Raw genomic sequence first — 12,622 nt, forward strand, 5'->3', positions numbered from 1 at the left:
ACGCGCCGAGAGGCGGCGTGAAAGGAAATGGCGATGACCGAAGATGTGCAACGATGGCTCAAAGAGAATGCGCTGCTGCTGAAGAACTTGCACCCCGAGGCGTCGGAACCGGGCCACGGTGACCTGGAGCCACTGCGCGAGGTTCTGGGCGACGTACGTGTCCTGGGTATGGGGGAAGCGACGCACGGGACATCCGAGTTCTTCCGGCTCAAGCATCTGTTACTGCGTTTTCTCGTCGAGGAGATGGGGTTCACCGCCCTGGCCATGGAGGCCAGTGTCTCCGCTGCCCAGGCGGTCGATGACTATGTGCTGTACGGAACCGGTGATGCCGCCGATGCATTGGCCGGTCTCGGATTCTGGACCTGGCGAACCCGGGAAATGCTCGGCGTCATCGAGTGGATGCGCGACCACAACCGAACGGTTCCGCAGGACCGGGCCGTACGCTTCGTCGGCATCGACCCCCAGCGGTGCGGTCCTTCTCTGGTGGCGCTGGCCGCCGTGCTGCGCACGCTGGCACCGGAACGGGCGGACATCACCGGCGGCCTGCTCGGCACACTGGCGGAGGCCAGCACGGGTTCCCTCGCGGCCCAGCGCCCCCAGCTCCTTGCCGAGGCAGGTGACCTGGAGCGATTCCTCCAGGAGGAGCGCCCCCGGCTTGCCTCGCGCATCGGGGGCGCGGCCGTCGATCGCGCGCTCCGGCATGCGCGCATGGTCGTCGCCGCAGCCGACGTGGCCTCCCGGCCGCCACGCGGCGAGGGTGGGGAGACGGGCGCGCTGGCCGCCCGGGACCGCCACATGGCCCAGGAAGTGATCTCCCTGGAGGAGGGGACCGCCGGGAAGGTGGCTGTCTGGGCCCACAACGGCCATGTTTGCACCGACTGTTACGCGCAAGACGTACCCGCCATGGGACAGCACCTCAAGGACCACTACGGTGAGCGCTACTACGCTCTGGGCCTGCTGTTCGGCGAGGGGGCCTTCCGGGCCCGCCCCGGAAACTCCGCGACACGACCGCCCAGGAAGCACACCATCAGTGCGGCGGGTCCGCGTTCCGTCGAGGCCCAGCTCGCCTCGGCCGTCTCCGAGGACCACCTGATCGACCTCCGCGCCGGCAAGACCCGGCCCGCCGTCACCCAGTGGCTGGAGAGCCCGCAGTTCATGCGGTCCTTCGGCGCCGGCGTGCCACGCGTGACGTACCGCTTCTCCATGACTCAAACGGTGCTCATGCGCGAGTACGACGGATTGGCGTACGTGGCCCGCTCGACGCCCTCGGTCCCGCTGAGCTGAGGGACGTCGGCGAGCCAGGTCCAGTCCTGTGACGCCTTTCCCTCATGCCGAGCAGATCGCATGGCTGCCGACGCCTCCCCTTCGCTCATTGCTGCCTGACGGTTGTCGGGGGCATGGTGCGGCGGGACCGGTTGGTGACGCCCGGCCGCCCTGCCGCGTCATCACGCCGTGAAAGCGTGGATAGCTGGGTGAGACGGCAATCCGCGTTCACTAGGGGCTGTCCGACGGGTCGAGTGACTCACCTGGCGGTGGCTCGTTCCGGCTGATGTGGGGCGGGGTGATCTACCGGACGACGAGTGGGCTCGACTCGAACCGCATCTGCCGAAGAACTAGGGACGGGGCGGGAATTGGCAGTGCCACCGGCGCGTGCACGCAGTCCCGCTCACGGAACCAGCGCAGCACGAGGACCGCCTGCCGGAACGTGCCCAGTGCCCGTGAGCCCCGCGCGGTGCCCAGACGACGGCGATGCGCGGCAAGCAGCCGGGGGAGGTGCACCACGATGTGGCGCGGGACATCGGGCGTGCCAGCATAGGCGAAGATGGCCGGCGAACGAGCGGCGCACGTATGCGCTCTCGTCCCGGTAGAGGGCGTCCAAGAGAGGCAGCGTTGCTCGGGGGCGGGCCATGATGCCGGGCACCCGTGTCGCCCAGGGCAGGTAGGGGCGGGTGCCTTCGGAGGCGAGCCTGACGCGCCTGTGATCCCACCGGGCCGGCACCATGTGGCGGATCATGTGTGGGGTCTGACGAATCGCGAGCGGCCGCCCCGTGGACGGGTGATGATGCAAGCGACAGGTGATCAGATCGGTGCCGTGCGAGTACGGTGGAGTGGCCTGCCCGGATGGACTTGGGGGAATTCATGACGTTCGAGCAAGAATGGACTGAACTGCGCGCGGCGGCGGCCAAGCGGACTGCCATGCAGATCGACAGCATTCCGGCCGACGGCGGCGGCGGAGGTGGTGGCGGGAACGACCTGGTGGTCAATCGGGACGACCTCGGCGCTATCGGCAATGACGCGTATGAACTGCTGGGTCGGCTGGCGAAGGAGGGCGACATCGCCCGTTCCTCCACGTTCGACGCGGCGACGGCGCTGACCAACGGGAACTTCGTGAGCGGTTCGGCCGTGCTGAAGGTGCATGACTTCTGGCAGAACCACCTGAAGACGCTGCTGGACGCCTGTGCGCAGATTTCGAATCACCTCGATTACAGCAAGGCCCAGCACGCCAAGGACGAGGCGAAGATCGAGGGAGATCTCACGCGGATATCCGTGCTCACGGAATACATGAAGTAGGGCTCGGGGGAGCGCGCAACATGCTGAAGTACGAGGACATCATCGACGCCCCGGTGGCGAAGCTGAAGGCCGCCGTCGACGACTGGTCGGAGATGGCGGGGAAGCTGGACAAGCTCGCCACCGACGCCGCCGACGGGATGAAGGCAAAGGCGGACAAAGCGGCCTGGGAGGGCGTCAACGCAGGGGTCACCAAGGCGTTCATCGGTAAGACGGCCAAGGAGTTCGCGGACGCCGCGGCCGAGGCCAAGGGTGTGAAGCTGATCCTGGAAGAGGGTCACGCGGCCATCAAGAAGGCCAAGGACGACCTGATCAACATCCGGGACCACGAGGGGCCCGCGGCCGGCATCCGCGTGGACGGCAACGGCAAGGTCACGGCGCGGAACCCGTTGTCCGAGATCCCCGCGGCGCGGCACGACCCCGACTACAGCGAGCTGCTGCAGGAGGAGAAGCGGAACATCGAGTCGTGGCAGAAGCGGATCGACCTCATCGTCGACAACTGCAACGACACCGACCTCGCCCTCAAGAACACCCTCGAAGCCAACGTCACCGACCGCAAGGACTTCAGCGCTCCGACGTACACGAAGCTGGACCAGGAGGAGGCCGCCCGCGCCGCCGCTCTGGCGGCCAAGGGCCGGGACCTCACACACACCGAACTTCAACAGCTCAACGAGCTGCTGAAGGACAACAGCTCGTCGGTGGAGTTCTCCAAGGGCTTCTACGAGAAGCTCGGCCCCGAGAAGGCGCTCGCGTTCTTCGGCCAGCTCTCCACGGACACGTACGAGTACGGCAAAGTCGACTCGGAGCGCCTCAAGGACGTCCAGGAGCTCCAGAAAAACCTCGGCCTCAACCTGGCCACCGCCTCCCACGACAAGGACTTCACCGACAAGTGGGGTCCGGAACTCCGCAAGTTGGGTACGGAGCGCATTCCGCTGGCCAAGCACGACTACGGCGGGCCGTTCGGATACCAGCTGCTCGGCGGGATCATGCGGTACGGGAACTACGACGCGAAGTTCCTCAACCCGATCGCCGAACACGTGGCGCAGCTGCACGCCAAGGACCCGTACATGTTCGCCGAGAACAAGGTGGTGAACAGTCCGTTCAAGAACCCGTTCAACCCCTCCGGCGTGAACGGGGCCGGCTACGACCCGGCCACCGCCATGCTGGAAGCGCTCGGCAACAGTCCGGAAGCGGCGAAGAAGTTCTTCGCGGACCCCCCTACCGCGTACAACGAGGACGGCACCGTCAAGCACGGTGCCACGGCCGACCTCGGAAAGAACAAGGACGGCGAGGCGATCGACAACTACCTCGACTTCTTCGGCAACGAGAAGTGGGAGTCCTTCCCCGACGTCAACTCGCTCGACGAGAAGGAGCGCAAGGCGTCGCTCGACCAGATGCCCGACGCCCTCGGCCACGCCCTGGAGGCAGCGACCCTCGGCTACCCCGTCGGGCACCCGGACGCCGGCGTGGTGCGCGACGCGGACAACGCCGCGGTCATGCAGAAGGTCATGGAGAAGTACGGTGCGGACCCGGGTCTGCTCAAGGAGCACCACCAGGCGATGGCCGACAGCCTGGGCGTCATGGGCGCCGGCTACATCGACGACATCAACTGGGCGCTGGACAAGAACGATCCGGACAGCGTGTTCGCGCCGGGCAAGAACCCGGACGGGCACCTCGACTTCGCGGACACCGCCGACGGGAACGGGCGGAGCGTCGTCCGGGGCTTCCTCAGCACCCTGGGCCAGCACCCGGACGCCTACGCGACGGTCTCGACCGCGGAGCAGGTCTACACCCGCAGCGCGCTGGAAGAGACAGCGGGCCCGGACGGAAAGATCAACGAGGGCGCTGCCAGGGCGACCGTGCGCGTGGGCGCCGAGGTGCAGGGCATGCTCGACCAGTCCCGGGCCGACCAGGTGGAGGCGACGAACCTCAAGACCCACGAGGACTACGAGAAGGCGGTCGCCAAGCGGGCGGGCTGGGTCGAGTTCGGGGCCACGGCGGGCATCGCGGCGGGCGTCGCCTTCCTGCCCGCGACCGCGGCCGTGGGCACGGCCGCGGTGCTCATCCCGCTGGCGACCGATACCGCCAGTGGTGCTGCCGAACAGGTCATCAGCCAGATGGTCGGCGACATCTCCGACAACTCGGTGGATGAGCACAAGGAGAAGATGGAGGACCTCACCGAGGAGGAGAGGAAGAAGATCTACTCCGGCGGTGAGAGCATGGCCGAGTCTCCGATGGAGGAGTTCCTGCAGCATCACGGCGTGGACCCCGGGAAGGACGAGTTCGCGCAGGACCTGCGCGAATCGATGCTGATCGGCTACGGGACCGGTAACGACAGGGAGAACCAGCAGGGCAACGACCCGGAGACCGGCTGATGTTGTTGGACGGCTGAGGAGACACGAGGATGCGGACAGTGATCAGTCGTAGGTCGGTGCGCGGGGGGCTCCTCTCCGTGGCGACGGCCGGCTCGTTGTTGCTCGGGGCCACCGGTTGTGGTGGGGACGGAGATGAGGGCGAAGCTCCGAAGGACTACAAGGTCGTAGCGGGGACACGACTCTGCGGTGGCGATGCCCTGTCCGCCGACGCGTCCAAGGCACTGAAGACGATCACCGGGTCGTCGCGCTTCGAGGCGTCGGCGAAGAAGTACACGGTCGCGCAGGCCGCGGCGGACCTTGTCGAGGCGTTCCCGATCTCCACCGTGGCCAAAGACGCCTGCCGTGTCTACACGCCCCTCGGCACGCCGGAATTCGAGCTCAGAATCACCTGGAGGCTGGCTGACGGTGCCCCGACGGACGAGCCGGCGGCCCCGAAGTTCACCGTGCTGAAGATGGGGGAGGAGGCCCTGGCAGCGGCGGACATGGCGTACGTCCGGTTCGCGTGCAGGAGCGACAGGTTGTCCCACTCGTCGGGAGTGGCCCACATCGACATCGGCGTGCAGCGCTGGGGTATGCCGAAGCCACCCGAGGGAGACGTCAAGGCGTTGAAGGACGCCTACGCGACCGTGGCCCACTCCTTCTCGCTGGCCATGGCCAAGGAACTGCGCTGCGAGAAGAACGGCGGGCTCCCCGCGCGGCCCGTGCTGGATCCCGCGTAGCCGCTGACGTATTCGCCTCTCGCGTCAACCGGGCAGGTACGTCGTGTCCTCCAGGACGACGTCCGTCAGGACGAGGCTCTCGGCCGCCCCTCCCCGTCCAGGAAGTCGCCGACAGAGCCTGACATGCGGCCATCCATGCTCGTGCAGGTCATCGCCGCCCCGGACGGCTGGCCGCTGTGGGTCTCGCCAGTCGGCCCCGGCCGCGAGCACGACACTACCTGCGCCCGCGCGCACGGCCTGGTCGGTGAACGGGCCAACGCCCTGCTGAAGGTCACCTTCAAGGCCCTGTCCGGAACCCTGGGCTCGCAGCTCTCGTCACGGAGAGCTGCGAGCCCAGGGTGCACTCGGGGTTCAGCCCATCAGCTTGCGGATCTCGGTGATGAGACCGACCAGGGCCTCACGCTCCGGGGCGGTCGTCTCCGGGTGCCACAGGTCGACGAGGAGACAGGTGCGCGGCCTGTCGCCCTTGTTCCACGCCTCGTGCTCGAAGGAGTAGTCGAAGAGCAGGCACTCGCCCTCCTGCCACTGCCGGGTCTCGCCGGCCACCGTGATGCCGCATCCCTCGGGGATGTCGATCGCCAGGTGCAGGTTGATGCTGAAGTTCCACAGGTCGCAGTGCGGGGCGATCGAGGCACCGGGCAGCAGCGTCGAGAAGTGGCTCTCCAGGAGGGGACAGAGCTTGCCTTGCTCGACGACCTCGCGGGTGAGGATGGTGTACGCGGTGGGCACCAGAGCGGCCGAGGACTCCACCGGCCCGCCGTCGCGGAAGAGGTACAGCGCCTGCCAGTTCTCCTGGCGGGTCAGGTAGTGCTCGTAGTCGGTGAAGGCGCTGTTGCGGTCGGACCAGGCGGCCGCGAGCTCCTGCTTGATGGCGCCGTGGCCGGCTTCGAAGGCGCGGACGACGGGCTCGATCTCCGGGTGCTCGTAGGGATCGTGCCACGGCTTCTGGGAGATCCCCGGCATGATCCACTTGGCGTCTTTCTGCAGCGGATGCCGCTCCTGCCGCTTGGCGTACACCATCTCCTCGACGCGGGTGATGGAGTCGGCTCCGTGCCGGTCCTTCACGGCCTGGAAGATCTCATCGATTTCGGGAGTCATGTCTCGCTCCTTCTGGGCGGGGTGGTGAGGTGGGTGGAGCGGTGGCGGTCAGTGGGCCACGGTGTTCGCGCTGCTGGACGGAGTTGCTCGCTGCCGGGCCGCCAGGCGGTCGATCAGGGTGAGTGCGGGCGCGGTCAGCACCGTGGTGACCAGCGTCATCACCACGAGCATCGCGAACACCGTGGGCGTGATGATCTTCGTCTGCAGTCCGACGCCGAGCACCACGAGCTCGGTCAGCCCCCGGCAGTTCATGAGTGCGCCGAGCGAGAGCGACTCCCGCCAGCCGAGCCCGGCCAGTCGGGCCGCACCGGTGCTCCCGGCCCACTTGCTGACGGTCGCGACGGCGACGATGAGGGCGCACCAGCCCCACAGGCCGGGCTCCGCACCGAGCAGTCGGAAGTTGGTCTGCAGTCCGGAGTAGACGAAGAACAGCGGCAGCAGAAGCACCACGGTGACGCCTCGCACCTGTTCCACGGCTGCCGTCTGCGCCGCACCGCGCGGAACGATGGCGCCGAACAGGAACGCTCCGAACAGCGGGTGGATGCCGATCCAGTCAGTGGCGAACGACGCCAGCAGGATCCCGGCGAGGATCACGAGCAGGAGTGCCGTACCCCCGCCCAGCCGATCCGCGTGACGCTCGGCCAGCCGGACCAGCACGGGGCGCACTCCGTACATCATCACGGAGATGAACACAGCAGTGAGGGTGACGGTGGTGACCACCGCGGTTAGCGAGGTGTTCCGTCCCAGTGCGGTCGCCAGGGCGAGCAGGCACCAGGCGGTGATGTCGTCGACGGCCGCGCACGTGAGGGCGAGTGCCCCCACGGGGGTTCGGTCGATCTTCCGGTCCGTCAGGATCCGCGCGAGCACCGGGAACGCCGTGACGCTCATGGACAGGGCGATGAAGAGCGCGAACGCCGGGAACTCGATGCCGGGTTCGGCGAACCGCCCGTACATCACGAGTGCGAGGAGGATCCCGCCGAAGATGGGCACGGCCACGCTCACGTTGCTGACCAGCACCGCGACCCTGCTGCGGCCACCGACCTCCCGCAGGTTCAACTCGTACCCGATCAGGAACATGAAGAGGACCAGGCCGACCTGAGCCAGTGCGTTGACCACGGGCAGCAGGCCCGCCGGAAAGAGCCACCGCTGCCCCGCCGGCCAGACGGCTCCGAGCAGGGACGGGCCCAGCGCGATGCCGGTCAGGATCTCGCCGATGACCGGCGGCTGCCCCAGCCGCCGGCAGAGGCGGCCGGCGACATGGCAGCAGACCATGATCAGGGAGAGCATCAGGAAGAGATGGGATATCGGAGACACGGCGGGCAGATCAATAGCCACGGCGAAACACCAGTTCTGTGAGTTCTTGCAGGGACCTATCGCGCATTCGTCCGAGCGATGTCCCGCCATATTTCGGCCAGCGAGTCCCGCCGAGCCATTTCCGCATGACTGCAGGCAATGCTCGCGACGTCGAGCCGGCCCGACACGTATGCGCTCCAGGCAGTCGCCGCGTGCAGGTCAGCAGGCCTGCCGTGTTCCGCCTCGTAGAATTTGACGTTGCCGTCGAATTCACCGGGGATGTGCTCCGTCATGATGCGGTGATTGTTCTCGTAAATCGCGGCGATGTCTGCGAGATGCCGCTCGGCAAGCTCGGTGAACACGCTCCGGTCCCGGCGCAGTGCCGCCACGATCCCGGTCATGGTGAGTGGCTCCTCGCCGTCCTCGGCCTGGACTCCGAAGAACTCGGCAAGTCCCACCACCACGTCCTCGTCCGTGACCGGGAGCGGATCCTCGGTCGTGTCCACGGGGTAGGAGTCCAGCAGCGCGAGGGTCTCCACCTGCTCGCCCTGGGCCCTCAGCTGGACGGCCATCTCATGGGCGACGACACCACCGAAGGACCAGCCCATCAGGTGGTACGGACCCGATTCCTGCACAGCACGAATCTGCTGGACGTAGTCGGCCGCCATCTCCTGGATCGAAGCCGGGAGTGCGTCCTCGCCGTCCATGCCTCGTGCCTGGAGGGCATAGACAGAGTGTTCCGGGGAGGCGATACCGGCCAGCGGCGAATAGCACCAGCCGATTCCGCTCACGGGGTGGACGCAGAAGATGGCCGAGTTGCTGCCGCCGTGGTCCTTGATGGGCAGGAGAACCCCGAACGCCTCCCCGACCGAGGACCGGCCCAGCTGTTCGGCAAGAGTGGCGGGCGTGGGCGCGGCAAAGAGAGCTCGAATGGCGAGCGTGTCGCCGAGGACGTCCCGGATGCGGCCGATCAGTTGGACTGCCAGCAGGGAGTGGCCGCCCAACTCGAAGAAGCTGTCGTCGATTCCGACCGCCGGCACGCCCAGGACCTCCGCGAACAGACCGCACAGGATTTCCTCCCGCGGGGTCCGCGGACCGCGTCCGGCCATGTCCGCCTCGTACGACGGCGCAGGCAGGGCCCGGCGGTTCAGCTTGCCGTTGGCGGTCAGCGGCAGCGCCTCCAGCACCACGAAGGCGGAGGGCACCATGTACTCCGGCAGCAGACCGGCCGCATGGGTGCGCAGGGCCTCGGTGTCCACGGTGTCGCCGCCGGCCGAGGCGACCGCGTAGGCGACCAGGCGCTTGTCGCCGGGCCGGTCCTCGCGGGCCACGACCGCGACCTGGGAGAGGCCGGGGAAGCGGCCCAACACGGCTTCGATCTCGCCGAGTTCGATGCGGAAGCCGCGGATCTTGACCTGGTCGTCGACCCGGCCCAGGTACTCCAGCAGTCCCTCGTCGGACCAGCGGGCCAGGTCACCGGTGCGGTACATCCGGCTGCCGGCCGGGCCGAACGGGTCGGCCACGAACCGCTCCGCGGTCAGGTCAGGACGCCCGAAGTACCCGCGGGCCAGGCCCTCGCCCGCCAGGTAGAGCTCCCCGGCCACGCCCGCCGGAACCGGCTGCAGATTGCCGTCCAGGACGTAGGTCCGCGTGTTGTGCAGCGGGCGGCCGATCGACGGCGCCTCCGTGACGGGGGCGTCCGTGGACCACACCGTGGCGTACACCGTTGCCTCGGTCGGGCCGTAGACGTTGTACACGCGCTCGGCCTGGAGTTCCGCCTTGACCTCGGCGGCGGCCTGGGCCGTGAGGGCCTCGCCGCAGAACACCACGGTCTCCGCAGTGGTGCGTACGTCGCCCTGGGACACGATCCGGGCGAGCGCGGACGGAACTCCGCTCACCAGGACCTCCGAACGGTCGTCGGCGTCCCGGTCGCCCAGCGCCAGCAGGTCACGGAGCACTTCGATGCAACCGCCGGTCAGCAGCGGGCCGAACATCTCGAACAGGGAGACGTCGAAGTTGAGCGACGTGGTGAACAGGACGTGTGCCAGCCGCTGTTCGCCGAACTCGGCACGGGCCCAGGCGACCAGGTTGGTCACGTTGGCATGGGTGACGACGACGCCCTTGGGACGGCCGGTCGAGCCCGAGGTGTAGATGATGTACGCCGGGTGCAGCGGCTGCAGGACGCTGCCGCGATCACGGTCGGTCGGGTCGGTGGCGGGCCGGCTCTCCAGCGCGGCGACGACGTCGGGAGCGTCCAGGACCAGGCGCGGAGTCCGGGAGCCGTCCGGGATCACCTGCTCGGTCTCCTCGACAGTGAGGACGAGTGCCGGCTCGGCATCCTGCAGCAGGTAGGCGATCCGGTCCGCCGGGTACGCGGGGTCGACCGGCAGATAGGCGGCTCCCGCCTTGAGGACGGCGAGCAGCGCCACCATGGTCTGCGCGGTACGCGGCAGAGCGAGAGCGACGAACTGCTCAGGGCCGACCCCGTGCGCGATCAGGTGGTGGGCCAGGCGGTTGGCCCGCTCGTTCAGCTCGGCGTAGCTCAGGTCGGCGTCGGCGGCCAGGACGGCCGGGCGCCCGGGCGTCAGGGCGACCTCCGACTGGAAGAGCGCGGGAACCGTCGCGTCGGTCAGCTCGGCCCCGGTGTCGTTCCACTCCTCCAGAACCTGCCGCCGCTCCGTCGCGGAGAGGATCTCGATCCGGCCGACCGGCCGGTCCGGATCCGCGACCACCGCTTCGATCACTCGCACCAGCCGGGTCACGAGGGCCTCGACGCTCTCGTGGTCGAACAGGTCCGTCCGGTAGTGCAGCAGGCCGCCGATTCCGTCCGGACGGCTGTCGATCCCGGTCTGCTCGGTGAAGTTGAAGCCCAGGTCGAACCTGCTGTACTCGAACGGGACCAGCTCCTGAGCCACCGTCAGGCCGGGCAGGCTCAGCGCACTGCCGCTGGTGGCGTCCACGCCGAAGATGACCTGGAACAAGGGGTGGCGGGCCAGTGAGCGCTGGGGGTTGATCGCTTCCACCAGTCGTTCGAACGGGATGTCCTGGTGGGAGTAGGCGGTCAGGTCGGTCTCGCGGGTGCGGGCGAGGAGTTCGCGGAACGTCGGGTTGCCCGAGGTGTCGTTGCGCAGGACGAGGGTGTTGACGAAGAAGCCGACGAGGTCGTCCAGTGCTTCGTCGGTGCGTCCGGCGACGGGGGTTCCCAGGGGGATGTCCGAGCCCGCGCCGAGCCGGCTGAGCAGGGTGGCGAGGGCGGCCTGGAGCACCATGAACAGCGTGGTGTTGGTCTCCTGGGCCAGGCGGAGGAGCGCGCGGTGGAGGTCGGCGTCGATCCGGATCGGGACGGTGTCGCCGCGGTAGTCGGCGATCTTCGGCCGGGGGCGGTCGAAGGGCAGCTCGAGCTGGTCGGGAATTCCGTCCAGGGCCCGCTTCCAGAAGGCGAGCTGCTTGTTCGCCAAGGAGTCGGGGTCGTCCTCCGTGCCGAGGAGTTCGTGCAGCCACAGGGTGTAGTCGGCGTACTGCACCGGCAACGGCGACCATTCCGGCGCCCGGCCCTGGAGCCGGGCGCGGAACGCGGTCTCCAGATCGTGTCCGAGCGGCCCCATCGAGGCACCGTCGCTCGCGATGTGGTGCACGAGCAGCAGCAGGACGTGCTCGTCGGGGCCGACGGTGAACAGCGTCGTCCGGAGCGGGAGCTCGGTAGCCAGGTCGAACACGTACTGTCCCGCGTCGCGCAGCGCGGCGTGCACCTCGCCTTCCCGGCAGATGACCTGATGCAGCTTCACCTCGACGGCGTCCGTTCCCAGCACCGTCTGGGCCGAGCTGCCGTCGATCTCCTGGAAGACCGTCCGCAGGCTTTCGTGCCGTACCACCACATCGTTCAGAGCCTGCTCGAGAGCACCCGTGTCCAGGTCCCCGGTGATCCGGAACGCCACCGGGACGTTGTACGTGGCGTTCGCGCCCTCCAGCTTGTTGAGGAACCACAACCGGTTCTGCGCCGGTGACAGCGGAATCCGTGCCGGGCGCTCCATCGTGGTCAGCGCGGTCCGGGCCGAGCCTGCCTCGGTGATCCGGGCGGCGAGCGTGGCGATGGTGGGGGTTTCGAAGAGGGTGCGTACCGGCAGTTCGATGTCGAGGGTGGTGCGGATGCGGCTGATGAGGCGGGTGGCGAGGAGGGAGTGGCCGCCCAGTTCGAAGAAGTTGTCGTCGATGCCGACCGCCGGCACGCCGAGGATGTCGGCGAACAGGCCGCAGAGGATCTCCTCGCGCGCTGTTCGCGGGGCGCGTCCGGTGCCGGCGGTGGGCTGGTCGGGTGCGGGCAGGGCGCGGTGGTCGACCTTGCCGTTGGTGGTCAGCGGGAGCCGGTCGAGCACGACGAACGTGGAGGGGACCATGTACTCCGGCAGCAGGCCGGCCGTGTGTGCGCGCAGCGCTTGGGTGTCCAGGGTGTCGGTGTCGGTGACCACGTAGGCGACCAGGCGCTTGTCGCCGGGCTGGTCCTCGCGGGCCACGACCGCGACCTGGGACAGTCCGGGGAAGTGTCCCAACACGGCTTCGATCTCGCCGAGT

General features: G+C 68.3%; 7 protein-coding genes and 2 pseudogenes. 5 read left to right on the forward strand and 4 right to left on the reverse strand.

Annotated features, from left to right (window positions below; translation table 11 throughout):
* Window positions 1-33: 33 nt before the first annotated feature.
* The gene (locus tag ACIP4Y_RS35035; RefSeq protein WP_401400168.1) at window positions 34-1,284 is read left to right on the forward strand and encodes an erythromycin esterase family protein; all 1,251 of its coding nucleotides are present in this window, start codon (window positions 34-36) and stop codon (window positions 1,282-1,284) included.
* A gap of 387 nt (window positions 1,285-1,671) precedes the next feature.
* Here the strand turns inward: ACIP4Y_RS35035 and ACIP4Y_RS35040 are convergent.
* Window positions 1,672-1,785: pseudogene (locus ACIP4Y_RS35040) on the reverse strand (IS5/IS1182 family transposase); the annotation flags it as partial.
* A gap of 354 nt (window positions 1,786-2,139) precedes the next feature.
* Between ACIP4Y_RS35040 and ACIP4Y_RS35045 the strand changes: the two are divergent.
* The 4 genes and pseudogenes from ACIP4Y_RS35045 to ACIP4Y_RS35060 all read left to right on the forward strand — a co-directional run.
* A complete protein-coding gene (locus ACIP4Y_RS35045; protein ID WP_401400171.1) occupies window positions 2,140-2,571 on the forward strand; it encodes a hypothetical protein in 432 nt (143 codons plus the stop codon).
* 20 nt (window positions 2,572-2,591) lie between these two features.
* Window positions 2,592-4,943, forward strand: a complete 2,352-nt coding sequence (locus ACIP4Y_RS35050; RefSeq protein ID WP_401400173.1) for a hypothetical protein — start codon at window positions 2,592-2,594, stop codon at window positions 4,941-4,943.
* A gap of 29 nt (window positions 4,944-4,972) precedes the next feature.
* Window positions 4,973-5,662: a hypothetical protein gene (locus ACIP4Y_RS35055; RefSeq protein WP_401400176.1), complete on the forward strand. Its 690-nt coding sequence runs from the start codon at window positions 4,973-4,975 to the stop codon at window positions 5,660-5,662.
* Window positions 5,663-5,803: 141 nt separating this feature from the next.
* Window positions 5,804-5,896: pseudogene (locus ACIP4Y_RS35060) on the forward strand (IS5/IS1182 family transposase); the annotation flags it as partial.
* 117 nt (window positions 5,897-6,013) lie between these two features.
* On the opposite strand, the gene ACIP4Y_RS35065 reads toward ACIP4Y_RS35060, so the two are convergent.
* From ACIP4Y_RS35065 to ACIP4Y_RS35075, 3 genes are read right to left on the reverse strand one after another with little or no spacing between them, the layout of a single operon-like run.
* The gene (locus ACIP4Y_RS35065) at window positions 6,014-6,760 is read right to left on the reverse strand and encodes an aspartyl/asparaginyl beta-hydroxylase domain-containing protein (protein WP_401400179.1); all 747 of its coding nucleotides are present in this window, start codon (window positions 6,758-6,760) and stop codon (window positions 6,014-6,016) included.
* A gap of 48 nt (window positions 6,761-6,808) precedes the next feature.
* Window positions 6,809-8,074: a cation:proton antiporter gene (locus ACIP4Y_RS35070; protein WP_401400182.1), complete on the reverse strand. Its 1,266-nt coding sequence runs from the start codon at window positions 8,072-8,074 to the stop codon at window positions 6,809-6,811.
* A 56-nt stretch (window positions 8,075-8,130) separates the two neighbouring features.
* Window positions 8,131-12,603, reverse strand: coding sequence for an amino acid adenylation domain-containing protein (locus ACIP4Y_RS35075; protein WP_401400185.1), 4,473 nt, complete (start codon window positions 12,601-12,603; stop codon window positions 8,131-8,133).
* Window positions 12,604-12,622: the final 19 nt, after the last annotated feature.

Source organism: Streptomyces sp. NPDC088810 (assembly GCF_044750305.1).
In the GTDB taxonomy this organism is placed as follows: Bacteria; Actinomycetota; Actinomycetes; order Streptomycetales; family Streptomycetaceae; genus Streptomyces.

Excerpts from the sequence above, each read along its gene's own strand:
- ACIP4Y_RS35045 (WP_401400171.1), top strand. The coding sequence starts at position 2,140 with ATGACGTTCGAGCAAGAATGGACTGAACTGCGCGCGGCGGCGGCCAAG.
- ACIP4Y_RS35055 (WP_401400176.1), top strand. The coding sequence starts at position 4,973 with ATGCGGACAGTGATCAGTCGTAGGTCGGTGCGCGGGGGGCTCCTCTCC.
- ACIP4Y_RS35050 (WP_401400173.1), top strand. The coding sequence starts at position 2,592 with ATGCTGAAGTACGAGGACATCATCGACGCCCCGGTGGCGAAGCTGAAG.
- ACIP4Y_RS35065 (WP_401400179.1), bottom strand. The coding sequence starts at position 6,760 with ATGACTCCCGAAATCGATGAGATCTTCCAGGCCGTGAAGGACCGGCAC.
- ACIP4Y_RS35035 (WP_401400168.1), top strand. The coding sequence starts at position 34 with ATGACCGAAGATGTGCAACGATGGCTCAAAGAGAATGCGCTGCTGCTG.